This window comes from Bradyrhizobium sp. 63_E2_N1_3 (assembly GCF_052076005.1).
Taxonomy (GTDB): Bacteria; Pseudomonadota; Alphaproteobacteria; order Rhizobiales; family Xanthobacteraceae; genus Bradyrhizobium; species Bradyrhizobium barranii.
This window is the reverse complement of sequence record NZ_CP197235.1, coordinates 4987682-5008332: the sequence shown is the minus strand read 5'-3', so window position 1 is coordinate 5008332 and position 20651 is coordinate 4987682. Positions and strand designations below refer to the sequence as shown.

The 20651-nt window shown below is 61.6% G+C and carries 29 protein-coding genes and 1 tRNA gene; 13 read left to right on the top strand and 17 right to left on the bottom strand.

Features of this window, described 5'->3' with window-relative positions; genetic code table 11:
- Positions 1–22 precede the first annotated feature (22 nt).
- From AB7531_RS24115 to AB7531_RS24070, 10 genes are all read right to left on the bottom strand, one after another.
- Positions 23–1108 (bottom strand): 3-deoxy-7-phosphoheptulonate synthase, encoded by a 1086-nt coding sequence (locus AB7531_RS24115; protein ID WP_063986391.1) that lies wholly within the window; start codon positions 1106–1108, stop codon positions 23–25.
- 231 nt (positions 1109–1339) lie between these two features.
- Positions 1340–1918 carry an HdeD family acid-resistance protein gene (locus tag AB7531_RS24110; protein ID WP_063983474.1) on the bottom strand — a complete coding sequence of 193 codons (579 nt, stop codon included), beginning with the start codon at positions 1916–1918 and terminating at the stop codon, positions 1340–1342.
- Between the two features lie 69 nt (positions 1919–1987).
- A complete protein-coding gene (locus AB7531_RS24105; RefSeq protein WP_028151012.1) occupies positions 1988–3028 on the bottom strand; it encodes a PrsW family glutamic-type intramembrane protease in 1041 nt (346 codons plus the stop codon).
- Between the two features lie 329 nt (positions 3029–3357).
- Positions 3358–3513 (bottom strand): hypothetical protein, encoded by a 156-nt coding sequence (locus AB7531_RS24100; RefSeq protein WP_187387714.1) that lies wholly within the window; start codon positions 3511–3513, stop codon positions 3358–3360.
- A gap of 93 nt (positions 3514–3606) precedes the next feature.
- Positions 3607–3864, bottom strand: a complete 258-nt coding sequence (locus AB7531_RS24095) for a hypothetical protein (protein WP_063983473.1) — start codon at positions 3862–3864, stop codon at positions 3607–3609.
- A gap of 137 nt (positions 3865–4001) precedes the next feature.
- Positions 4002–5009 (bottom strand): acyl-CoA desaturase, encoded by a 1008-nt coding sequence (locus AB7531_RS24090; RefSeq protein ID WP_063983472.1) that lies wholly within the window; start codon positions 5007–5009, stop codon positions 4002–4004.
- A 122-nt stretch (positions 5010–5131) separates the two neighbouring features.
- Complete coding sequence (locus AB7531_RS24085; RefSeq protein ID WP_063986390.1) at positions 5132–5758, bottom strand: PilZ domain-containing protein; 627 nt, start codon at positions 5756–5758, stop codon at positions 5132–5134.
- 141 nt (positions 5759–5899) lie between these two features.
- Positions 5900–6559: a hypothetical protein gene (locus AB7531_RS24080; protein ID WP_063983471.1), complete on the bottom strand. Its 660-nt coding sequence runs from the start codon at positions 6557–6559 to the stop codon at positions 5900–5902.
- 1217 nt (positions 6560–7776) lie between these two features.
- Positions 7777–8007 (bottom strand): photosystem reaction center subunit H, encoded by a 231-nt coding sequence (locus AB7531_RS24075; RefSeq protein ID WP_084795144.1) that lies wholly within the window; start codon positions 8005–8007, stop codon positions 7777–7779.
- A 744-nt stretch (positions 8008–8751) separates the two neighbouring features.
- Positions 8752–8826 (bottom strand) — tRNA-Glu (locus AB7531_RS24070).
- A gap of 225 nt (positions 8827–9051) precedes the next feature.
- On the opposite strand from AB7531_RS24070, the gene AB7531_RS24065 reads away from it, so the two are divergent.
- The 3 genes from AB7531_RS24065 to AB7531_RS24055 are packed head-to-tail and all read left to right on the top strand — an operon-like array spanning position 9052 to position 9781.
- Complete coding sequence (locus tag AB7531_RS24065; RefSeq protein ID WP_063983468.1) at positions 9052–9306, top strand: PilZ domain-containing protein; 255 nt, start codon at positions 9052–9054, stop codon at positions 9304–9306.
- Between the two features lie 56 nt (positions 9307–9362).
- Positions 9363–9608, top strand: coding sequence for a hypothetical protein (locus AB7531_RS24060; protein WP_063983467.1), 246 nt, complete (start codon positions 9363–9365; stop codon positions 9606–9608).
- A 5-nt stretch (positions 9609–9613) separates the two neighbouring features.
- Positions 9614–9781 (top strand): hypothetical protein, encoded by a 168-nt coding sequence (locus AB7531_RS24055; protein ID WP_014495480.1) that lies wholly within the window; start codon positions 9614–9616, stop codon positions 9779–9781.
- Between the two features lie 132 nt (positions 9782–9913).
- Here AB7531_RS24055 and AB7531_RS24050 read toward each other — a convergent pair whose 3' ends face one another.
- Positions 9914–10552 (bottom strand): glutathione S-transferase family protein, encoded by a 639-nt coding sequence (locus AB7531_RS24050; RefSeq protein WP_063986389.1) that lies wholly within the window; start codon positions 10550–10552, stop codon positions 9914–9916.
- 313 nt (positions 10553–10865) lie between these two features.
- Positions 10866–11318, bottom strand: coding sequence for a VOC family protein (locus AB7531_RS24045; protein WP_014495478.1), 453 nt, complete (start codon positions 11316–11318; stop codon positions 10866–10868).
- Between the two features lie 302 nt (positions 11319–11620).
- Between AB7531_RS24045 and AB7531_RS24040 the strand changes: the two genes are divergently transcribed.
- The 5 genes from AB7531_RS24040 to AB7531_RS24020 all read left to right on the top strand — a co-directional run bounded on the left by AB7531_RS24040 (position 11621) and on the right by AB7531_RS24020 (position 16198).
- The gene (locus tag AB7531_RS24040; RefSeq protein ID WP_028151003.1) at positions 11621–11827 is read left to right on the top strand and encodes a hypothetical protein; all 207 of its coding nucleotides are present in this window, start codon (positions 11621–11623) and stop codon (positions 11825–11827) included.
- Entirely contained in the window at positions 11824–12546 is a 723-nt protein-coding gene (locus tag AB7531_RS24035) for a hypothetical protein (protein ID WP_441280143.1), read from the top strand. Before AB7531_RS24040 ends, AB7531_RS24035 begins: the two co-directional genes overlap by 4 nt.
- Positions 12547–12856: 310 nt before the next feature.
- On the top strand, positions 12857–13768 hold the full coding sequence (locus AB7531_RS24030; protein ID WP_084795143.1) for a peptidoglycan-binding domain-containing protein: 912 nt from the start codon (positions 12857–12859) through the stop codon (positions 13766–13768).
- 162 nt (positions 13769–13930) lie between these two features.
- Positions 13931–14494, top strand: a complete 564-nt coding sequence (locus AB7531_RS24025) for a hypothetical protein (RefSeq protein ID WP_063983464.1) — start codon at positions 13931–13933, stop codon at positions 14492–14494.
- Positions 14495–15526: 1032 nt separating this feature from the next.
- Positions 15527–16198 carry a transposase gene (locus tag AB7531_RS24020; protein ID WP_231141878.1) on the top strand — a complete coding sequence of 224 codons (672 nt, stop codon included), beginning with the start codon at positions 15527–15529 and terminating at the stop codon, positions 16196–16198.
- A gap of 131 nt (positions 16199–16329) precedes the next feature.
- Here the strand turns inward: AB7531_RS24020 and AB7531_RS24015 are convergent, their stop codons facing one another.
- Positions 16330–16515, bottom strand: a complete 186-nt coding sequence (locus AB7531_RS24015) for a hypothetical protein (RefSeq protein ID WP_028151001.1) — start codon at positions 16513–16515, stop codon at positions 16330–16332.
- Between the two features lie 242 nt (positions 16516–16757).
- Here AB7531_RS24015 and AB7531_RS24010 point away from each other — a divergent pair, with 242 nt between their 5' ends.
- The 3 genes from AB7531_RS24010 to AB7531_RS24000 all read left to right on the top strand — a co-directional run bounded on the left by AB7531_RS24010 (position 16758) and on the right by AB7531_RS24000 (position 17985).
- On the top strand, positions 16758–16958 hold the full coding sequence (locus AB7531_RS24010; RefSeq protein WP_063983461.1) for a hypothetical protein: 201 nt from the start codon (positions 16758–16760) through the stop codon (positions 16956–16958).
- Complete coding sequence (locus AB7531_RS24005) at positions 16958–17236, top strand: hypothetical protein (protein ID WP_063983460.1); 279 nt, start codon at positions 16958–16960, stop codon at positions 17234–17236. The genes AB7531_RS24010 and AB7531_RS24005 overlap by 1 nt, the downstream gene beginning before the upstream one ends.
- A 77-nt stretch (positions 17237–17313) precedes the next feature.
- Complete coding sequence (locus tag AB7531_RS24000) at positions 17314–17985, top strand: transposase (protein ID WP_441280142.1); 672 nt, start codon at positions 17314–17316, stop codon at positions 17983–17985.
- 131 nt (positions 17986–18116) lie between these two features.
- Here AB7531_RS24000 and AB7531_RS23995 read toward each other — a convergent pair whose 3' ends face one another.
- Positions 18117–18302 (bottom strand): hypothetical protein, encoded by a 186-nt coding sequence (locus AB7531_RS23995; RefSeq protein ID WP_028151001.1) that lies wholly within the window; start codon positions 18300–18302, stop codon positions 18117–18119.
- Between the two features lie 173 nt (positions 18303–18475).
- Here AB7531_RS23995 and AB7531_RS23990 point away from each other — a divergent pair, with 173 nt between their 5' ends.
- On the top strand, positions 18476–18676 hold the full coding sequence (locus AB7531_RS23990; protein WP_084795142.1) for a hypothetical protein: 201 nt from the start codon (positions 18476–18478) through the stop codon (positions 18674–18676).
- On the top strand, positions 18676–18954 hold the full coding sequence (locus AB7531_RS23985) for a hypothetical protein (RefSeq protein WP_063983458.1): 279 nt from the start codon (positions 18676–18678) through the stop codon (positions 18952–18954). The genes AB7531_RS23990 and AB7531_RS23985 overlap by 1 nt, the downstream gene beginning before the upstream one ends.
- A gap of 466 nt (positions 18955–19420) precedes the next feature.
- On the opposite strand, the gene AB7531_RS23980 is transcribed toward AB7531_RS23985, so the two are convergent.
- The 3 genes from AB7531_RS23980 to AB7531_RS23970 form a co-directional block, all read right to left on the bottom strand.
- On the bottom strand, positions 19421–19597 hold the full coding sequence (locus AB7531_RS23980) for a hypothetical protein (RefSeq protein ID WP_187387710.1): 177 nt from the start codon (positions 19595–19597) through the stop codon (positions 19421–19423).
- Positions 19598–19683: 86 nt separating this feature from the next.
- Positions 19684–19986 carry a hypothetical protein gene (locus AB7531_RS23975; protein WP_028161315.1) on the bottom strand — a complete coding sequence of 101 codons (303 nt, stop codon included), beginning with the start codon at positions 19984–19986 and terminating at the stop codon, positions 19684–19686.
- Positions 19987–20149: 163 nt separating this feature from the next.
- Positions 20150–20644: a hypothetical protein gene (locus tag AB7531_RS23970; RefSeq protein ID WP_063983456.1), complete on the bottom strand. Its 495-nt coding sequence runs from the start codon at positions 20642–20644 to the stop codon at positions 20150–20152.
- Positions 20645–20651 lie beyond the last annotated feature (7 nt).

The following is a 20651-nucleotide window of genomic DNA, read 5'->3' as shown; positions in this document are numbered from 1 at the left end:
CCCGCCCGCGTTGGTTTTGGCCTTACGCCGAGCGTTCGTGCAGCCCCGCGCGCTTCGTGTTGCGCCGGATCTCGACCGCGTCAGCGAGTTGCTCGAGCGCGGTTGCCGTGGTCGCCCAGTCGATGCATCCGTCCGTGATGCTCTGGCCGTAGGTCAGCGGCTTGCCCGGCACCACGTCCTGGCGGCCGGCGACGAGATTGCTCTCGATCATCACGCCCATGATACGGTTCTCGCCGCCCGAGATCTGGCCGGCGATGTCGGCCATGACCAGCGGCTGGTTTTCCGGCTTCTTGCTCGAATTGGCGTGGCTTGCATCCACCATCACCAGCGGCGCGACGCCGGATTTGGCCAGATCGTTGCAGGCCGCCGCGACGCTTGCCGCATCGTAATTCGGCTTGCTGCCGCCGCGCAGGATGATGTGGCAATCCTCGTTGCCCGCGGTCGAAGCGATCGCCGAACGGCCGAGCTTGGTCACCGCCATGAAATGATGCGGATGCGAGGCCGACTTTACCGCGTCCGCAGCGATGCGCACATTGCCGTCGGTGCCGTTCTTGAACCCGACCGGGCAGGACAACCCCGAGGCCAGCTCGCGATGGATCTGGCTCTCGGTCGTGCGCGCGCCGATCGCGGCCCAGGACACGAGGTCCGCAATGTATTGCGGCGTCGTCATGTCCAGAAATTCTGCGCCGGCGGGCAGGCCGAGATTGTTTACCGCGGACAGCACGTTGCGCGCCAGCCGCAGGCCCTTGTTGATGTCGAAACTGCCGTCCAGGTCAGGATCGTTGATCAGGCCCTTCCAGCCGACGGTGGTGCGCGGCTTCTCGAAATAGACCCGCATCACGATCTCGAGCTGGTCGGCCAGCTCTTCGCGCAAGCTCGCGAGGCGCTCGGCATATTCGAGCGCGGCCTTGGGATCGTGCACCGAGCAGGGGCCGACCACGACCAGCAGGCGGTCGTCCTGGCCGTTGAGGATGGCATGGATGGCGTTGCGCGCCGCCATCACCACACGCGTTGCGGTGAGCGTGCGCGGGACTTCCCGCATCACCTCTTCCGGCGTGCTCAGCTCTTTCAGTTCGCGGATACGAAGATCGTCGGTCGTGCTCAGCACGGCGGGCTCCTGTTTGTTTGAACCTGCCGGCAATAAAAAAGCCGCCAGGTCTGGCGGCTTGTTCGGACGTTTGCTTCAATATTCAGATTGAGCGCGATCCTCCTGCCGCCAGCGAGCTGTCGTAGCTAAAGTACCAAAAATAGCTGGTGACGAGGGTGATCATGGCCGCTCATATAGCGTGCGATTGGCGGGTTGTCACCCCCCAATCGGCGCGAGCGGCCACGAGGCGCCTCAACTGTTGCTCTTGCGAGCCGCCAGCGCCATGCCGATCAGGGTGGCGCCGCCGAACAGCAAATTGATACCGACGAGGATGCCGATCGCCCATTCCGCCGAGCTCGGCAGCCCCGTGATCACCATGAACGCGATGGCGATGTCGACGAGGCCGGAGATCAGGAGCCAGGACCAGCGGCTGCTCAGCTCGCGGCGGTGCTCCAGCGCATACATGATGGTGGCGACGCCCTCGGCGAGGAAGTAGGCGCCGAGCACGATAGTCAGCGTCAGCACGGCCTGCATCGGCCGGGCCAGCAGGAGCATGCCGGCGAGCACGGCCAGCGCGGCCGAGATCAGCGACCACCAGAATCCCGGCGAGCTGCGCGCCCAATAGGTCACGATCAGTCCGCCGATGCCGCTGATCAGGAACATCCAGCCGAGAAAGATCGTGATCGCAAGGCTCGCGAGCGGCGGCAGGATCAGCGCGGCGACGCCGAGAACGGCAAGCAGGATGCCTTCGAACAGGAAAGCCTTCCAATGCGCCTTGACCGTTTCGCTCATGGCGGATTGCAGCCGGGAAAAATCCTCAGGCGATGTCATCGGCAGGCTCCAGATCGAAAGATGTCTGCTCAATCTAGTATGCACACACCGCGCTTGCCATCCCGGGGCTCAACCGCCGCCGTGCGCTGACGAAAAACCTTCGCCGCTGGTGCGAACGCGGTTGCGGCCGAGAATGTAGATCGCGATCGTGACGATCAGGAGCGCGAGGCCGAGCAGGATCGAGACGAAGCCGATCGGGATCAGGGCCAATGTCAGATTGCGCTCGGGATTGATCAGCCAGTGATGGATCGAGGTCAGCACGAAGGCGAGGCCGAGAAAGCCGACGCCGCCGCCGGCGAGCAGCAGCGCCCACATCCGGCGCAGCTGGCTAAGCCGCTCCCGCGCGATATCGGTCCGCGGCGCGTGATGGCGCGCGACCCGCCGCACCAGGCGGATGGCGAAGGCGATCGAGCTGAAGCCGATCAGCAGGCTCGCTCCGCCCAGCCACATCCGCAGCGTCGGATCGAGATCGGGCATCCGCTGCAAGGTCAGCAGCGGGAAGTCGAAGGCCGAATGCAGCGCGAGCGGACCTGCGAAGATCAGCAGGCGGCTGGACAGGCGGGCCCAGTCGCGATGGTGGCGGTTGGCGCCCAGCGCCGTGCCGGCCCGCGCGATCGTCAGGTAGGCGCCGGCGATGATGCCGAGCGCGCCGTGGAACGGCACGGTCAGCACGCTGCGCAGCGCGGCCAGCGAGCGCCACATCTCGGCGTGCTGGACGAGGTAGGCGAGGTTCTCGTAGGCGGCGAAGCCGAGGCCGACCGCGGCGCCATAGACCACGGTGTCCATCGGATTGGCGAAGGTCCGCCGCTTGGTCGAGGAGACCAGCACGATGGCGATCACCTTGACCGCTTCCTCGGGCAGCGCGACCCCGAAGACCGAATGCATGGCGAGCGCCGCCCAGGGGTTGTCGGGGGCCGCAACCATCTTGGCGAAGGGCGCGCGGGCAAGGCCCAGCAGCGAAATGCTGGCCGCCCCGAGCAGGAACGCAGTCCAGACCTGGGCCGGCGGTCCCGGGCGCTCCTCGGCGGCAATGACGAGCCACAGCATCAGCAGCGCCGGGGCGATGGCGGCAGTTCCGATGACGGTGGGCAAAGCTTCAATCAGGTACATCGGCGCCGAAAATAGGTTCCCTTGATCTGCTTATCTACGTCTACCGATGCGACCATGTGTCATGCATTTGCTGTCGCGTCACTTAACAGGCGCGACAGCCGGCGTTCATCGGGATCGGCACCGAACGTGTAGAATACGAGCGCAATCAAGCGCATGACAGAACCAATTCGTCATCGATGGGAGCGGTCCGCGCCCGCCACCGGATCGCGATTGGCAAGTCAGATCAAGGCACTGCGCAGGTTTCTTCGATTCTCGATGCACGTGACTGAGCGGCGAGTCCAGAGGCGGCGGGGCTTCCGCCTGGACAACGCGCGGCCGGGCTAACCGGCCTAGTCACGCTTCGTTGTGCGCCCGCGGGGCGGCGCAGCGACCCGGCGTGCCCGCACCTGCTCCAACTCCCAGAAGGCGCGCACGAGGCACGTGCCAAGGCAGAAGACGATGAGCAGCAGCAGGAAGGCCTGGTCGACGGCGGGGATGTGCATCATGACGTTGATTAAGCAACGTGCATGCCATGCGTTCCCGCAGCCGCCTGCGCCGCGCGCAGCCCGCAAGGCGATTTGGGCCGGCGTTCCCGCCCTTCAATGCGTGGTGAACGGCGGTGGGGTGTCCGGCGCGATGTCGAAGGCGCCGAGATGGAATTCCTCGCCGACGGCCTCGTCCGGCTCGGCGTGGTGCGCGAGCAGCGTGAAGGCGGCTTGCGGATATTGCTTCCAGATATCGAGATCGCCGGCCGTAATCGTCAGCCAGCCAAAGGTGTACATGTAGCGTCCGGGCTCAGTGACCCGGCCAACCCGGTCCCAAGTGATCTTATCAATCCTAATCTTGTTGACTGCCATTCGGTCCCCCGATCGCAAGTCTGCAAATGAGGTCCGGCACGAGGCACAGACCCTCAAAAGCTGATCCCGCAATGGGGCCGCGATAGGGCAGCGGAGCAGAGGCAAGGCGGCCGGAGGAACGGCCGCCGCCTCCCGCCTTAGCGCGCCGTCGTGGCCGCCTGCGCTTCCGCTTCGGACGCCAGCTCGAGCTGACGGTGCGAGGCGTGGAAGACGTCGTGGACGAGGCCGATCTTCTCCATGCCCAGAATGATCAGGCCGTTGAGATCGATCTCCCACCAGGCGTGCGAGATATAGGCGTCCCGCGGGAAGCGGTGATGGTTGTTGTGCAGACCCTCGCCGAAGGTGAGGATCGTGGTCACGAACTCGTTGGTCGAGGCGTCCTCGACCTCGAAGCGGCGATAGCCGTAGGCGTGGCAGACCGAGCCGGTGAGCTGGCTGGTGAGGATCAGCAGGTAGCAGCGGAGCAGGCCGGAGAACAGCACGCAGCCGATCATGGTGTGCACGCCGCCGAAGGTGTAGCCGATTACGGCGGGAATGAAGACGCCGGACATCCCGTACCAGACCCAGCGCGTGCGCACGAAGAACATCGCGATCGGATCGGCGAGGATGTCCTTGGCGTAGTATTCGTTGTCGGTGGTCGCCTGGTCGAACACCCAGCTGCCCTGGGCGTGCAAAAAGCCCTTGAACGCGCTGACATAGCGATTGCCGAAGCCGTCGAATTGCGGGCTGTGAGGATCGCCGACATCGTCAGCGTATAGATGGTGGCGACGGTGGTTGGCGACCCATTTCGCGATCGAGCCCTGCACCGCCATCTGGGCGATGGCGCAGAAGAAGACGCGCATGATCGGGCCGGTGCGGAAGCTGCGATGGACGAACAGGCGGTGCATGCCCGCGCCGATGCCGAACGTCGTCAGCGCGAACATCCAGGCGAAGGTAAACAGCTCCACCCTGCCGACGCCTTGCGTGATGGCCCAGATGATGCCCGCGACAGCGCCGACGTAGAGAATGCCGAGGAGGAGGTAGCTTTCGCGCAACTTGGCCTGGACGAGCGGGCCTTCAGTGATGACGCCGGGCGGGAGCTGCGGCTTTGCGACGGCGGGCGCGTTTTGGGCGGTCTCTGCCGGGGCGAACTCAGCGATGGACATTCCGGGACTTCCAATAACTCGGGGCCCGCAGTGATTGCGGACATGCTGGGTCACACCCTACCGCGCGGGGATCAGCACCTCCAGTATTTAGTTAAAATTGAGTTAAAATCGATCGGGCCGATTCAGGCCAATTGCAGCATGGGCGTACGGACAACCAGGCGGACGAGGTCGTCCCGCTGCTGCTTCTCGGCGAACTTGACCGCAAAGCCGTTGTCGAATTTGCGAATGACGCGCCCGACGCAGGCGCCGACCGCAAGCGGGGTTCCGATCTGCGGGTCGTATTCGCAGGATATCGCGACCCCGGCCGTGGAGACGTCGATGATGAAGCAGGCATGGGTGCTGCCGTCGGCGAGCGTCAGAAAGCTGTGCGAGACCTGCGGAACGAAGCGCGCGTCATTGCGCAGTTCCAGAATGCTGGCGTCCTTCTGCTTCTTCTCCAGCCAGGTCAGCTTTTCCGACATCCAGGCGCGCCGCTCCCGCGTCATGTCGAGTTCCATCAGGAAGCCCGCCTTCAGCGTCGCGCTGATGGTGCACTGGAATTCGCCAAAGTCCTGGAAATAGGAGGTCACGCGCTCGCCGACCTTTCCGACAACAGGCACGTCGACGATCATGCGGAACGGGGAGACACGCTTGGTGCGGCAGGCGAAGGTACGCAGCTGGCCCTCACAATCGTACCAGCGCGGCAGCGAGTAGCTGCCGCTCACGCTGACTTCCACTGCACGCTGCCGGAGAAACTCTGAGACGGACATGAACGCCAATCGTGTTTCGGATTGTTTCCGTAGATTCACGGTAGGGCGCAACGTCTAAGCAAACGATACGCCGATCAAATAGCAGGGGTAAATTTCCGGTAAACGCCCCGGCCGTCTCACGACATCGTCATTGCGCGCCGCTCAGAGAGATCCGAGCAGCACCAGCAAGGCGAGCAGGCCAAGGGCCATGAGGAGCTTGATCGTCGTCGCGGTCAGGCTGTCCGGCCTGATCTGGAATCCGAACCACGGCAACGCGTGCCGCATCGCCAGCCCCGCAGACGCTTCGACGGTCGCGAACACGACGGCGATGCCGGCAATGGCGGACCAGGATGTGTCCGGCGGCATCCATGCCGCAAGCCAGGCCGGCACGGAGCCTTGCAAGGACGCGAGCAGCGCGAACCATCCGAACAGGGATGCGAAGCCCTTGATGATGTCGGGTCCGACCGTATCCGGCTCGAGCCGGATGCCGACCGTTCCGAGCGCGTGTTCGATGCGCTCGCCGTCGGTGAGGAAGAGGAAGGCACCAAGATAGAGAGGAACACGCGACTGGAAGAGCAGGGCGATGACACCGAACAAAACCATGTAGCCGAAGGCGTCGCCGAGAATGTCCACGCCGCTCGTGCGCGACGGCGCCGGCACCGTCGCGGCCTGGGGCTGCGGAAGCGATCGGGCGCGTGCCATGTGCTCCAGCATTCTGGCGCGCCGCTCCGGCGCGTACGGCGTGGTACGGTGCATCCAGGACGGCAGTGCCGGCGAGGCGGCGCCGGTCTGGCGGTCCGAGGGGGATTTATGCAGCACCATGGCCTGTACCGGTTCCAACGGGACATTGGTCGTCGGTCGGGGGCGGGGAGGTTCATGCGGGGCGGCGGATTTCGCCGCATCATCCGATGGCCCGGATGATGGCGCTCCCTGGCGGAATCGAACCCCTCTCTCCACTGTGAAAGAGATGGGATGATGTCCATGGTCGTTTATCCCCGTCTAAAAATGCGTGCTGCTTTGGCTTCCTCGTCGAGCTTACGCATCCGCTCCTAGTGGTAGGCCCTGGCGGCCGCTCGGTTCTCCACCTTGGTCATTGCGCCATCGAAGCCTGGCGCCGCGAGAGTCAAATTATCAATCCCTTGGGCCGCGGAACGAACGCGGGCTACTGCGCATCGTGGGTGTGGAAAAGCAAAGGCCCCGCCGGTTCACGCTGGCGGGCCCCAGCCTTGTTGCATGCGCTAATCATTCGTGAATTGCCCAGCCCTGACGCCGTAGAAATACTGATCCAGCTATGATGGCGGTGGCGTTGATTACCGGCTGTGTCAGCGTTTTGGCTCTAGGCGCCACATTCGCGGTGGTCATCTATTTCGATGCTAGAGCGGATCGCAGGCGCCAACAGTAAGGCCGCGCCAGAAGTTGATTGCCTGATGAACAGGATCACTCAAACGTTGGGCCGGACGGGGATGTCCCTTGTTGTCGTCTCTCTCGTCTCTGCCTGCTCCAGCTCAGAACATGCCGCTCCGAAGTCAGTTGTTCGATCTGGCGCGCCGTGGGCCCGAGACCTCAATGAGCCGCCCCCAAATCGAGAGCCCGCGAGTGCCGCAACTGCACAGACAAAGGCAGACCTGAACGCTGCGCGCCAGAAGGCGGTTACCGGGCGGTAGGGGGGCTTTCGCGCTGAGTCGTCCGCAAGCTTACCTGTGCTGGCAGAACTTCACGAGCGGCGGGGCTTTGGTCCCGCGCCTAGATCAGCGGAAAATGGTTGTTCCTATATTGAAGGGCTGACGGATCCGCAGGGCTCATGGGTTAGGAGCACGTGCCCGTGCCAACATTCATGGTGCGTTTGGGCGAAGCCAATCAAGGCCAGGATAATCAAAGCCACTGCGACGCATCCGGCTACAACGTTCTGCATCATGGCTGCCACTCCAGGTAAACTGTGACTAGCTTACTCGGCCAGGCACCGGCGAGCAGGCCTTCGAAGTCCGCGCTGGGCGCCCGGTCACCGAGTGATCACCGCGGACGGTGACCGGGCGGACAAGCTATTTGGCGAAACCGGAGTCTAGAAGCTTCAGAGTCGAAATCGGCCACTTGCCGTCGTGGCCACCGATCGAGATCCGGAGCCCGTGCACCTCGTCAAGGAAGACGTGATCAACCGTCCCCGCCTTACCGTCGGTCAGGATAACACCCCTGCCGATTAGCTCCGTCTCGGCAGCATGAAGTTCTCGAAGGATGTTCGTCGCTCGTTTGGTCCAGTCATCGGACATGGTCATGCCCTACGCGGCCGGCGGATTAGTGAAGATCAGTCAGCGCGGCAGATTCATTGAGGCCATCGCCGCTTCGCGCGAGTCAGTGCCGCCAACCGTCCTTGTCGAGCTCGACCCTGAAACCTTCCGGCAGCCGCGGCGTCTCGCCTTCGGTCACGACTTGCAGCGCGGGTTACTTCGGTGGGCGCAAATCGCCTTGAAGCCAGCGGCCATTGGAATGCATGGGATCTTCATGCGTTGCGAATGTCGTACGTGCGTGATTGCAGACAGCGCAGCGAAACATGTGCAAGTCCACGCTTAGGCTTTTTGGCTCGATGCTGACGAGCATCATCTGGGCCTTGCACCTCGGACAGGCAGGGCGCGCAAATGGAGCCGGCGGAATGTGCCGCGCCAATCTGGCGGCCCACCGTTGTTCGAACTTTCTTTCGAGGTCCGCAGGGATCGTGCTCATGATCCGAACTCCGGGGTTCGCGATCCTGCCCCGGTGCTAACGCCTCAACGCTCACCGCGCCCTAAAGGTCCCAAACAGCACCAGAAGGAACCATCGCGTCCGCAGCGGCGCGGTAGTCGGCCGCCAGCGCGTTCAGTCCGTCGCGCGCGAGAACGAGATCGTCATCGTCCGCCCAATCCGAGCAAAGGCGCTCCATCTCGCGCAGCTCCGCGACCCGGCGCTGTGTACGAGTCCATACCCGTATATTGGACAGGTGTTGGACACGGCGGCGGAGGAGGGCGGCAAGTGATTGATTTTGTTGGCGCTCCCTAGCGGAATCGAACCGCTCTCTCCACCGTGAAAGGGTGGCGTCCTAACCGATAGACGAAGGGAGCAAACACAAGGCCCCGCCGCTTTTCACGGCATGGCCGCCGGCCACCCGAGTCGAGCCCGGCGGCTGCAGCGGGCGAACGTATAGTGGCCTTTGGCGCCGTGGGCAAGCCGTTCGGGAACGGTCTTTTTGCACCAGTGGATAGCCTCCACCCCCGCTACATTCGGGGGCGATTTCAACGGTTTCTTAGGGGGGCCTGAGCTAGCGCTGGAACCGGAGAAATTTGTCCATGCCCCAGCCCAAGAAGCGCGCAGCCCGCAAATCGCTGTCGCGGCACGCCTGGATCACGCTCGACGGCGGATTCGCGGCGCGGCATTGCCTGGTCCAGGACATCTCCGATACCGGCGCAAAGATCACGCTGGACGAGGACGCGAGCCAGCTCCCGGGCGTGATCCGGATGGCGTTCGCGCGTGATGCCCGCACCGGGCGGAGCTGCCAGGTGATCTGGCGCCGCGGCAAATCGGCCGGCGTCAAGTTCATCTGATCCCGCGCGAGGCGACCCGGATGGCGCGTGGCGCCGGTCCGGGCTAGAACGGATGCATGCGCGCGCCGTTCCTCATCCTCATCCCGTTGCTGGCCACCTCCGCGGCCGCGGCCGAGGCCCTGCGCCTTCCGCCTGCCGAGGGGCCGCAGGCCGGCAAGGCTCTGCCGCTGAAGGGGACGGGTGGCACGGCGAAGGCCGGTTCCTGCGCCTCCTATGGCCCGCGCTTCGTCATGGTCGAGGGTACCGGCACCTGCGTGAAGATCGGCGGCTCGGTCAGCGTCGAGACCACGGTCAGGCGCTGAAGCCGATGCCGCCGGATCTCATGCGGCCCGACATCATCGTCCCCTTCGTGATGTATTGCGCACTGCTGTTGTGGGTCGGGCGCGGCCTGAGCTGGACGGCCAAGCTCGCCACCGCCGCCGTGACGCTGGTGCTGATCATCTGCGTGCTGCTGGTCGAGCGCGGCTGGCGCTAGGCACCGCCCAGAACAAAAACCGCGAAAACAACCCCATGCACAGTAGCCGTCAAGTCTTGGCGCGACGCCCGAGACGTGCGCCATGGCGACGATTCATCGCGCGCTCAGCACAGCTTACGCCGCGCCGCCGGCTCACGACATCGGCGGTGCGACGAACTGGGCAAATCCGGGCCGCTTGCCGAGCTCGGCGAGCCAGCGGGTCAAATGCGGTTGCGCCGGACGGGTGATGCCCTCGACGCCGAGCCAGCGCCGCGCATAGGCGCCGATCGCGATGTCGGCCAGCGTGAACTGGTCGCCATCCATGAAGCGGCGCGATGACAGCAGGCGGTCGGCGATGGCCCAGACCTCGGCGGCGGCATCGGCATCCCGCTGCACCTGGATCATGTCGCGCTCGGCGGGGGCCGTGCGCACGATGCCCCAGAACACCGGGCGGTCCACCGGCTGCACCATCGACAGCGTCCAGTCGAGCCAACGGTCGACGCTGGTGCGCAGCTTCGCTGCCTCGGGATAGATCGGCGTGCCGCGGCCATGCGCGAGGCAGAGATAGCGCATGATGGAGTTCGATTCCCACAGCACGAAGTCGCCCTCGACCAGCGTCGGGATCCGCGCGTTGGGGTTCATCGCGAGATAGTCGGGCTCGCGGGTCTTGCCAAAGCTCATGCCGGCGTCGATGCGCTCATAGGGCAGGTCGAGCTCGGCGAGGCACCACAGCACCTTCTGCACGTTGACCGAGTTGGCGCGGCCCCAGATCGTCCGCTTGGTGTCCGGCATGAAGTCCTCCCGCATTTCGCTTTGGCGCGCGTGATAGCGGAATTCCCTGGCGGGAGCGACGGCGATTGCGGCGCGCCTCTCATGCAAAAAGCTCCGCCGTCGGCGGAGCTTTCATTGCAAGCTAAACTTGGCAAATCGAACCCGGCAGATCGAGCCCGATGATCAGTGGCCGAAGAACAGCCACAACAGAATGATCACCGGGATCGGCACGCCAAGCATCCACAGCAACAGTCCTCGTCCCATTGCGTCCTCCTCCAATCGTTATGTCGGAGGGACAACACGGGTAGCGAGGGCTGGTTCCTGCGTCGCGGCCCTACCAGTGGCCGGTATTCGGCATCGACGACCAGGGCTCGGCCGGCGCCTTCGGCTCGCCCTTCTGCAGCAGCTCGATCGAGTGCAGATCCGGCGAACGGACGAAGGCCATGTTGCCGTCGCGCGGCGGACGGTTGATGGTGACGCCGGCCTTCATCAGCTGCGCGCAGGTTGCGTAGATGTCGTCGACCTCATAGGCGAGATGGCCGAAGAAGCGATCCTCGCCATACTTCTCCTCGTCCCAATTGTAAGTGAGCTCGACCAGCGGCGCGCCGCGCGTTTGCGGCTGCTTCTTCAGCGCCTCGAGATCGTCCGCCGAGCACAGGAAGACGAGCGTGAAGCGCCCCTTGTCATTCTCGATCCGCCGCACCTCCTTCAAGCCCAGCGCATCCTGGTAAAACTTCAGCGCGACATCGAGATTGCGCACGCGCAGCATGGTGTGAAGGTATCGCATGGTTGTTGCTCCCTGATACGGAGGTGTTTTGGTTTGGGCCGGAACGGCGGGGACAGGAGATAGCAGGAAAGTGGGAGGAGGGGCAGGGGGCGCAGGCACATCTGCGTGAGGGAGAGACGGTGGGTGCGGTCAGCCAACTCAGCATGGACGGACAAGCCGTAGCGTCAGCCGGGACACGCAGATGAGTTCAATGCGCTGTCAGCGGAATTCAACGCTTCTCGTCAATGAGCAAGCCCGGTCCTGCCGATGAACCATCCTCAATGTCACGGTCACTAATGCCCATATCAGGAAGGTATTTCGCCGTGAAATGGTTCAAGCGATATGCAATTGGCTGCCTGATCTGGTTGATCCTCGGCGGCATCAACGATGGCTACAGACGGCCCGGCGAAGATATGCGTTGGGGCGCTATCGTCATGGTGGCGGGTTTTTGGCCAATCGTGACCGCCGTCATCGTTGGCAGCTCTGTTGGCGAGGTTGCGCACAAGATCAATGAAGGGAAGCTGGGGTGACTGACGTGTCCGACACCCAGAAACTGATGCCCGCACTCTCGACGCCTAGGCGCGACCTGCTGAGGCGAGAAATATATAGGCAATTCCGAGTTGATGGTCGAAAGACGCTCTTCTTGCTCCTTCTCCTTTTCGCGATCCCCGCGGACGACTGCTCCGCGCAGACACCGCCGCCCCCAGTCGACGAACATGCGTTCGAGCGCGTGCCGCCGACAGTCGTGAAGAGATTGGCGACCCGCTTTTCGCTAGGCGCATTCGCCGGCCGCTTCGAAGAGACGCGGCTCGGCGCGGTTCGCGAAGCCGTGGGCGAAGGGACCATCCGACACCAAGGCGACGCTGGAGATAGCATCTATTGGCTGTGTTATCGGCGCGCGCAGCATCGATTATGGGTGGTGTCCAGCGGAGAGATGGGCGGCCCGGACCATCTCGTCACGGAGATCGTTGAAGAGCTCACCGAGAAAGACGCCGGGGCCTCGGCCGATTGCGCCATCATCCCGGAAAAGTTCTCGCCCGTCGTCCTCGACAGCAAGCTGCATTTAGGTATGTCGCGTCAGGAGGTAATCACGGCGTTGGGACCGCCGTCGAAGTCGGAAGCTGCTCAGATCGTGTATTCTCACGAGGGAAAGCTCGCAGACGGTTTCGATGAGACCGCTTGGCTCATTCTCGGATTTGGTGAGGACAAGCTCGTGTCCATGCGCGGCGGCAAGACCACGACGAATTGAAGTGGCTGGAGTTACGGTGACAGTGCACTCAATTGGCGCTAGCACCAAGCTGTCGGCCGAAGCCCCAGAGTCAGTAGGGGTGGCGATCGGGAATCAATTTAGTGCACTGTCACCGTAATCCCAAGCATCGAATGCTGTTTGCCGCTCGAAACGGATCATCCTGAAGGTTGCCGCGCCCCGATCTTTTGACGCGCCGGCCCATAACTTTGTGCATTTTTTCGTAATGTGAACTAGTTCATATTCCCGCTGTATAGCGAGCACTACCCTTTGCCGGTGCAAACTTCGGACGCGCTTCTTCCGGAGGGAAGATATGAGTACGTGCGGACGGGCTGTATCCAGCATCCAGAATGCGACCCACGTCATACGGATAGCCGCAACGGTTGCGTCGCTTTGCGCCGGACCGGCATTTGCGCAATCTCAAACAGCGCCCCAAATCCGAAAGCAACAAGAAGCTCTGATTTGGATGACCTACTACGAAGGTCTTGTTGATGGAAATGTCGGTGAAGGCACGCTTGCGGCTATCAAGAAATTCCAAGCTCGCATTGGGCATCCTGTAACGGGTCAATTGACGCCGCTGGAAGAAGGTCAACTTCTGCGCGAGGGTCGAGTTCGTCGTACTCAAGCGGGGTTTAAGCAGTTTACAGACAATGACGCAGGGGTTTCAGTCGGTATTCCCTTGGGCTATGTGGAGGGACCAACAGAGACGAAATGGGGTAACCACTGGTACAGCAAGAAAAACGGATTGCTTGTTGAGACACTGCGGTTTGGGACCGAAGTGTCGTTTAAAGATCTCTTCGACAGATTCCTCAAGATCAATGACAGGAAAGTTGCCTATCAGCGTTTCGTTGAAAACGATTGGTTCGTGATTGCTGCATTCGAGGGAAAAGCAGCTGTCTATGTCCGCGCCGATGTTGTAACGCCGCCTAACAAGCCACCGGAGATACGCGGATTTTCAATTTGGATGAGCAAGGATCGGCCCATCGAGTACCAGGCAATTCCTCCCGCGATGCTGTCTAGTTTCAGGTCCAACACCGACCGAAAGAATGATGCTTCGTCAAATGAAACGGTTGGCATCAGCACTCCGCCTGCCGTTGCGAATCCACCTCCTCTTGTAATTCAGACGAGCAAGTCCGCGGTCAGCGTTTTAGACTGTTACAAGGGACTTGGAGATTGTCCAGCTGCGATGACCCCGGCTCCGGTTGCCGCGTTTAAAAAGGATTGAGCTTTAACATTGAGAGATGTCGCCATGTGTATTGCATGCTCGCGACGCGCTTTGATCATCGGTTCGATTTCGACCCTCGTGTCAAGCCGAACAGCTTCCTATGCGATCGACGGCAGCCGTGTGGCCTGCGTTTCTGGAAGTTCGCCGCCCGATTATAGTAACATGACATCCAAATCGGGCGATCCGGCCTTTGACAGAGCGCTGATAGCAGAATTGAAGCGCATCATTTCGGTGATTCCGGTTGACCCTGGATTCAAGTTTGTCAACGCCAAGAACGCAGGAGCCACGCCTGAGACCATCGTCAATGGAACAAAGGGGACTGTCTTAATCGGAATCAGGCTGGTTAATGAGCTTCTCAAACCGAGGCAAGGAGGCATCACCGTAGCCTGTGTGTTAGCACACGAGTGCGGGCACATATTTCAGTTCTTCTCGGCCGATCAATATTATGCTCGTTTGAGCGGCCCCACGGAGCGTTTGCGCGAGCTTCATGCTGACGTCCTCGCCGGATACTATTTGGCCAAGAAGATGGGATCCGATCCCGGCGCTATGCGCGATGTACTGAGGGCATTCATTGACCTAGGCGCTTACGAAAACGCTTCACCGGATGATCATGGATCTCCGGGGCAGCGATGCGCGGCATTGGATAAAGGATATACGCTGTCGTTGAGTGGGAAGCCGTTCCAAGATTCAGCGCAGGAGGGTGCATCCTATGTGCGTGGACTGTAGAAAGCATTCAGCGCAGCTCACTTTAGCCATAGCAATGTGGAGTTGCTGGATTTCGCCAAGCGCCTGCGAGGAGACCATACCTCCTCCGCCAGTGCTTCAGAATCCTTCGAGCGCAGGAGCCACTCTCGCGGGATTTTTTTCGTCAAAGACACCTTACGAGTTTTGGCTGACCTGCTTGATCGGCATTCTTGGTCTCGCGATTATAGGCGCCCTTATTTTTTCGTTACGGAAAGTAGCGAATGCTCGGCCTGATGACATTGCCCGCCCAGTAATCATACTTACCGTAATCACTGGAACTCTCATCTTGGTGACAGTTGGCTACAGCAACGAACAGATTGCACCGGCTTTCGGACTATTCGGAACTATCATCGGGTACATGCTAGGTCGTTTTGCACAAACTACTTCGGCTGCCCCTGTTTCGAGTGACGCTCAACAAAGCACAGCTTCTCAGTCACCAGGAAAGCTTTCGAATACAGAAGAAGTAAGGAGCGCAGCATGATGGTCCGCGCGATGATTCCGGTTTGCGTTTTGGTCGCAATAGGTCTAGGGGCGCCAGCCGCCGCGGGGGATTCTGCGACACCAAGGACGCCTATCGGTCCTCGGGAAGGGGGAATAGCTCAGATAGCTCCCCCGTCTATTCTCTTGAACTCGCCGCCTAAGTCGGGTGAAATTCGCATACGAAATCCCGGTCCATACACGTTAGTTTTTTCTTACTGGAACGGGCAGTCTGCATGGCAAACCCTATCGATTGAGCCTAAGCAGTCGACAGACTTTTCGTGTGCAAAATGCGGCGAGACGGTTCTAGTCTCGTACCACGACGGAAAGGAAAATAAGACGATCAAGGCAACAACTGGACGCACCTACCTATTTTGGCCTGGACAGGCGAATGCCTGGGTTCTGGTTCTAGCGTCTTCCGAATCCCAGTAGCTGTTTAGTCCGACATCGTTGCTCTCATTCCAGTCCGTGCATCCGCAGAATTACGGTGACAGTGCACTAAATTGACGCCATCCGATTTCGCGATCAAGAAGCGGCATGGCCCGCCTTGCCCGTGTCGTTATTCCCGGTCATCCGCACCATGTCACCCAGCGCGGCAATGGCCGGTCGCGCACGTTCTTCGACGATGGCGACTATGCGCTCTATCGTGACCTGCTCGCCGCAAATTGCGGCGACGCCGGAGTTGAGGTGTGGGCCTGGTGCCTGATGCCAAACCACGTGCATCTCATCCTGGTGCCGTCCGATCCCGACGGGCTGCGCCGCGCACTGGCCCGTGTGCATCGAAGCTATGCCGGCACCATCCAGGCGCGACGCAAGCGCACGAGTCATTTCTGGCAAGGTAGGTTCGGCGCTGTCGCCATGGACGAGCGCCATCTTGCGGCGGCGCTGCGTTACGTGTCGTTCAACCCCGCGCGGGCGCGGTTGGTGCAGCGTGCTCAGGATTGGCGGTGGGCGAGCACGCGTGCCCATCTGCGCTGGCGGGATGACGGCCTGACCGCGCTGGTGCCGATCCCCCATCGCTTCCCGGATTTTGCTGATTTGCTCACAACTGAGCCGGAGCTGAATCTATTCGGCGCGCTGCGTTCCGCGGAAAGCATCGGCCGCCCGCTTGGCGACGACCGCTTTCTGGCTCGCATCGAGCGCCAGACCGGACGCGTTCTCAAGCCGGCGAAGCGCGGGCCGAAGCCATCTACGGTAGATGATGAATGAGGTCAGCTAATTAAGTGCACTGTCACCGTAATTACGCGCGATGACATGACACGGCGCGGCTGCAACATCAAAAAGGAGGATTGCGATGTGCGCGCGACAGCTACGTCACTTGGCTAGCTCACTTGGCTAGTTCACTTGGCGTAACCTTGGGAACGGAGCCATGCGATCTTGCGATCGCCGTTGATCCAGTCGTCGGCATCTGCCTTGCTGGCGAATCCGGTGATTTCGCGCTGTTCGTGGTCGGGGTAGTCCGCCAGTATCTTCCAGTCGCTGTCTGAGAGGCGGACGGTTTTGAAGGTCACTTTTGCTTTGGCCATGCCGCACTATGCAGGGAATTCTCTCAAAAGAGAACCCGCTTTGCGGCCGGCTTTTCGTCAATCCGCATCGGCATCACTCACAGTGACGGAAAACCGATCCGGCCCCGATCGGCCCGTTCCTCGGCGATGATGGCTGTTTACGAGTGTCGAGCAGTGACCTCGCCAGCAACCTATCGAACCGGCGCCCTCAATGGCCAACTCGCGGCGGTTGAACCCCGCCAGAGGTAGGGCGACTAAACGCCATGGCCGCTTTCTTTGCAGAACTCCTGTTTGATCTCGTCAGAATCCTCGTTGGCGACTGGCTGAGACAGGCTGCGGTGGCGGTTTGTGCGTGGCTCGATACGAAGATTCACGGCCGCGGGGCACGCTTGGTCGTGGGCGGCCTGCTCGGGCTCGCCGCCTATTTCCTCGTTCCGGTTATCGCCGGGCTGCTGGGGTTTTGATGCTCTCCGTGAAGGCGAACCTCATCATCGCATTGGCCATCGGGGCGCTCATCTCGTCGGTGCTCCTCGCCATCGAGCCGCTGACCGAATTCGCTTTTCTTTCGCTGGAGTGGCCCGGCATCACCGCAGCGTATTTGTTCTGGGGAGCAGTCGGAGGCTCCAGCTTCGCAGGGATTGCCATATCCTGGGTCGTGAATGCACTCACCTACGGTCTTTGTGCTTTCGCCATTCTCAGTGTTCTCAGCGCTCTCAGGCTGCTGGCCAGGCCGAAGAGTTGAGGCGCGCGGCGACCTCCTGAAATTACGGTGACAGTGCACTAAATTGACGCCATCCGATTTCGCGATCAAGATGCGGCATGGCCCGTCTTGCCCGTGTCGTTATTCCCGGTCATCCGGACCATGTCACCCAGCGCGGCAATGGCCGGTCGCGCACGTTCTTCGACGATGACGATTACGCGCTCTATCGTGACCTGCTCGCCGCAAATTGCGGCGACGCCGGAGTTGAGGTGTGGGCCTGGTGCCTGATGCCAAACCACGTGCATCTCATCCTGGTGCCGTCCGATCCCGACGGGCTGCGCCGCGCACTGGCCCGTGTGCATCGAAGCTATGCCGGCACCATCCAGGCGCGACGCAAGCGCACGGGTCATTTCTGGCAAGGTAGGTTCGGCGCTGTCGCCATGGACGAGCGCCATCTTGCGGCGGCGCTGCGTTACGTGTCGCTCAACCCCGTGCGGGCGCGGTTGGTGCAGCGCGCGCAGGATTGGCGGTGGGCGAGCACGCGTGCCCATCTGCGCTGGCGGGATGACGGCCTGACCGCGCTGGCGCCGATCCGCGATCGCTTCCCGGATTTTGCCGATTTGCTGGCAACTGAGCCGGAGCTGAATCTATTCGGCGCGCTGCGTTCCGCGGAAAGCATCGGCCGCCCGCTTGGCGACGACCGCTTTCTGGCTCGCATCGAGCGCCTGACCGGACGCGTTCTCAAGCTGGCGAAGCGCGGGCCGAAGCCATCTACGGCAGATGATGAATGAGGTCAGCTAATTAAGTGCACTGTCACCGTAATTACGCGCGAGGACATGACACGACGCGGCTGCAATATCAAAAAGGAGGATTGCGAGGTGCGCGCGACAGCTACGTCACTTTGTTAGCTCACTGGGCTAGCTCACTTGGCGTAACCCTGGGAACGGAGCCATGCGATCTTGCGATCGCCGTTGATCCAGTCGTCGGCATCTGCCTTGCTGGCGAATCCGGTGATTTCGCGCTGTTCGTGGTCGGGGTAGTCCGCCAGTATCTTCCAGTCGCTGTCTGAGAGGCGGACGGTTTTGAAGGTCACTTTTGCTTTGGCCATGCCGCACTATGCAGGGAATTCTCTCAAAAGTGAACCCGCTTGCGGCTGGCTCGGCGATGATGGCTGTTTATGAGTGTCGAGCAATGACCTTGCCAGCAACCTATCGAACCGGCGCCCGCAATGGTCAAACCCTCGGCAGTTGAACCCCGCCAGAGTTAGGGCGACTAAACGCCATGTCCGCTGTCCTTGCAGAACTCCTGTTTGATCTCGTCAGAAGCCTCGTTGGTAACTGGCTGAGGCAGGTTGCGGTGGCGGTTTGTGCGTGGCTCGATACGAAGATTCACGGCCGCGCTGCACGCCTCGTCGTGGGCGGCCTTCTCGGGCTCGCCGCCTATTTCCTCATTCCTGTTTTCGCCGGGCTGTTGGGGTTTTGATGCTCTCCGTGAAAGCGAACCTCATCATCGCATTGGTCATCGGGGCGCTCATCTCGTCGGTGCTCCTCGCCATCGAGCCGCTGACCGACTTCGCTTTTCTTTCGCTGGAGTGGCCCGGCATCAGCGCAGCGTATTTGTTCTGGGGAGCGGTCGGAGGCTCCAGCTTCGCAGGGATTGCCATTTCCTGGCTCGTGAATGCACTCATCTACGCTCTCGGTGCTTTCGCCATTCTCAGCGTTCTCAGCGCTCTCAGGCTGCTGGCCAAGCCGAAGACTTGAGAGGCGCGGCTGCCTCCTGGAGCTTATGAAGGCCGATCCGGGAAAGAGCGTAGCGGAGATCCACGCCATGACGAGGGCGGCATGACGCGCTGGCTGCAACGGCTCGGGAAGATTGCGAGGATTGCTGCGCTTTGCGGGACCGTCGCGTGGCTTGTGCTTTTGACGAGCTCTCCCCAAGAGCCTGATGCCGCACATCCCCAGCGTTACAGTCACCGACACGACGTCCGATATGTGAGCCAGGAGATGGGATCGACCCTGCGAATTCTGCTCGGCTCGACGTTTGCTCTGGTCCTGGTGGCGTTTGGATGTCACTTCGCGCCCAGGGACATGCGAGATGGGACGTAGCCGCAGCGCGTTCGTCGCTGTCGGACCATGCTTCGCATCGCCGGGAGCGCTGCGTCCGGGGCACGAGCGCACATGAAAAACCGCCCCTGACATGGCCAGGGGCGGGTTTCGAAAAGTCGGTCTAGTGACCGGTGCCGGGCTTCGTCGTCTTAGGCGGCTTGCCGTCTTCGACGCGGCCTTCGTTCCTGAGGTCGCGACCCTCCTGAGCCTTCTTCTGGCTCTCGGGCGATTTGCCGCGCTCGTACAGCTCTTCCTTGACGTAGCCGGCGGCTTCCTTGGCTTTACCTTCAACGCTCATTGCAATCTCCTCATCTGGAGATGGATCAATGTGCGGCAGAGCCGACCGTTCCTATGCGCCGGTCATTGTGAGGATGCCGTGGGCAACTACGCAGCAATCCGCCGTTCGACAGGCGCCGTCAGATATTTGAGCATCTGCGCATGCTCGAGATCGGGAACCGCGATCGCCGTGTGGCTATAGACCGCATGGGTCCGTGAGTTTGCGATTCTGTCCAGGATCTCTTTGCCCTTGATGACGTGGAGGCCCATGCCTTCCTGCGAGGGGAAGATCGCCAGCACCACGTCGTAGGCCGCGATGACAGCCTTGAGCGCTTCAGCCTTGTCCTCGGCGATGTCAACAAACACGCGAACATCAGCCGCGAGTTCACGCAGCTCGTCAAAATTCAGCACTGTGGGTTTACTCCAACGCAACGATACTGGCGGGGAGAGTGGATGGGTTAGGTTACCGAAGTCTCAACAAGGCGTGCCGGGCCGCAGGTTTCACGATGAGGTGACGCGTTGGCTGGGGATAACCGGGTTGCGGTGACAGTCCGCTCATTTCGGCGCAGCGCGCCTAGCGCTTGGCTTCGTCGTTGCGAAGCCTGTTATCCCCGGCCTCGTCCACGAGCTTCAAGGCGCTGCCGTCGTAGCTCAGCTTGAGCCCACGGCCGACGATCCACGTCCATCCCTCGCGAGCGTCCCTGGTCGGTTGGGCGTTGAACTGGTCGGAGATCGACTTGACGGCCGCGTCCTGCGGCCCCGGATTGTTCAACGCGGCATTGACGCGCCGGATGGGGTGGCTGGCGTCGACGTCGTCACTATAGACCGTGACTTTGGCGCCGTTGATTTCGCATTCGAGGATGTACGAACCGCGACCCTGTCGGCAGCGGTAGTGACGTTGCGTGACGAGCTTGTTGGTCTCCTCGAATGTCATCCCGGGCGAAAAGCCGAAGATGTCGGACTTCTTGACCTGTGCCAGAGACGCAGGCTTCAAGAACTCCGGCTGGATGGCGACCAGGGCGGCGACCGCAACGACGATCAGGCCGGCGATAACAATGGCAATCTTCATCAGCCCC

What these genes read in the sequence shown, in the direction of transcription:
- AB7531_RS24110 (WP_063983474.1), bottom strand. Translation starts at nt 1,918, where the DNA reads ATGACATCGCCTGAGGATTTTTCCCGGCTGCAATCCGCCATGAGCGAA.
- AB7531_RS24105 (WP_028151012.1), bottom strand. Translation starts at nt 3,028, where the DNA reads ATGTACCTGATTGAAGCTTTGCCCACCGTCATCGGAACTGCCGCCATC.
- AB7531_RS24100 (WP_187387714.1), bottom strand. Translation starts at nt 3,513, where the DNA reads ATGATGCACATCCCCGCCGTCGACCAGGCCTTCCTGCTGCTGCTCATC.
- AB7531_RS24095 (WP_063983473.1), bottom strand. Translation starts at nt 3,864, where the DNA reads ATGGCAGTCAACAAGATTAGGATTGATAAGATCACTTGGGACCGGGTT.
- AB7531_RS24090 (WP_063983472.1), bottom strand. Translation starts at nt 5,009, where the DNA reads ATGTCCATCGCTGAGTTCGCCCCGGCAGAGACCGCCCAAAACGCGCCC.
- AB7531_RS24085 (WP_063986390.1), bottom strand. Translation starts at nt 5,758, where the DNA reads ATGTCCGTCTCAGAGTTTCTCCGGCAGCGTGCAGTGGAAGTCAGCGTG.
- AB7531_RS24080 (WP_063983471.1), bottom strand. Translation starts at nt 6,559, where the DNA reads ATGGTGCTGCATAAATCCCCCTCGGACCGCCAGACCGGCGCCGCCTCG.
- AB7531_RS24075 (WP_084795144.1), bottom strand. Translation starts at nt 8,007, where the DNA reads ATGACCATGTCCGATGACTGGACCAAACGAGCGACGAACATCCTTCGA.
- AB7531_RS24065 (WP_063983468.1), top strand. Translation starts at nt 9,052, where the DNA reads ATGCCCCAGCCCAAGAAGCGCGCAGCCCGCAAATCGCTGTCGCGGCAC.
- AB7531_RS24060 (WP_063983467.1), top strand. Translation starts at nt 9,363, where the DNA reads ATGCGCGCGCCGTTCCTCATCCTCATCCCGTTGCTGGCCACCTCCGCG.
- AB7531_RS24055 (WP_014495480.1), top strand. Translation starts at nt 9,614, where the DNA reads ATGCCGCCGGATCTCATGCGGCCCGACATCATCGTCCCCTTCGTGATG.
- AB7531_RS24050 (WP_063986389.1), bottom strand. Translation starts at nt 10,552, where the DNA reads ATGCCGGACACCAAGCGGACGATCTGGGGCCGCGCCAACTCGGTCAAC.
- AB7531_RS24045 (WP_014495478.1), bottom strand. Translation starts at nt 11,318, where the DNA reads ATGCGATACCTTCACACCATGCTGCGCGTGCGCAATCTCGATGTCGCG.
- AB7531_RS24030 (WP_084795143.1), top strand. Translation starts at nt 12,857, where the DNA reads ATGAGTACGTGCGGACGGGCTGTATCCAGCATCCAGAATGCGACCCAC.
- AB7531_RS24025 (WP_063983464.1), top strand. Translation starts at nt 13,931, where the DNA reads ATGACATCCAAATCGGGCGATCCGGCCTTTGACAGAGCGCTGATAGCA.
- AB7531_RS24020 (WP_231141878.1), top strand. Translation starts at nt 15,527, where the DNA reads ATGGCCCGCCTTGCCCGTGTCGTTATTCCCGGTCATCCGCACCATGTC.
- AB7531_RS24015 (WP_028151001.1), bottom strand. Translation starts at nt 16,515, where the DNA reads ATGGCCAAAGCAAAAGTGACCTTCAAAACCGTCCGCCTCTCAGACAGC.
- AB7531_RS24010 (WP_063983461.1), top strand. Translation starts at nt 16,758, where the DNA reads ATGGCCGCTTTCTTTGCAGAACTCCTGTTTGATCTCGTCAGAATCCTC.
- AB7531_RS24005 (WP_063983460.1), top strand. Translation starts at nt 16,958, where the DNA reads ATGCTCTCCGTGAAGGCGAACCTCATCATCGCATTGGCCATCGGGGCG.
- AB7531_RS24000 (WP_441280142.1), top strand. Translation starts at nt 17,314, where the DNA reads ATGGCCCGTCTTGCCCGTGTCGTTATTCCCGGTCATCCGGACCATGTC.
- AB7531_RS23995 (WP_028151001.1), bottom strand. Translation starts at nt 18,302, where the DNA reads ATGGCCAAAGCAAAAGTGACCTTCAAAACCGTCCGCCTCTCAGACAGC.
- AB7531_RS23990 (WP_084795142.1), top strand. Translation starts at nt 18,476, where the DNA reads ATGTCCGCTGTCCTTGCAGAACTCCTGTTTGATCTCGTCAGAAGCCTC.
- AB7531_RS23985 (WP_063983458.1), top strand. Translation starts at nt 18,676, where the DNA reads ATGCTCTCCGTGAAAGCGAACCTCATCATCGCATTGGTCATCGGGGCG.
- AB7531_RS23980 (WP_187387710.1), bottom strand. Translation starts at nt 19,597, where the DNA reads ATGAGCGTTGAAGGTAAAGCCAAGGAAGCCGCCGGCTACGTCAAGGAA.
- AB7531_RS23970 (WP_063983456.1), bottom strand. Translation starts at nt 20,644, where the DNA reads ATGAAGATTGCCATTGTTATCGCCGGCCTGATCGTCGTTGCGGTCGCC.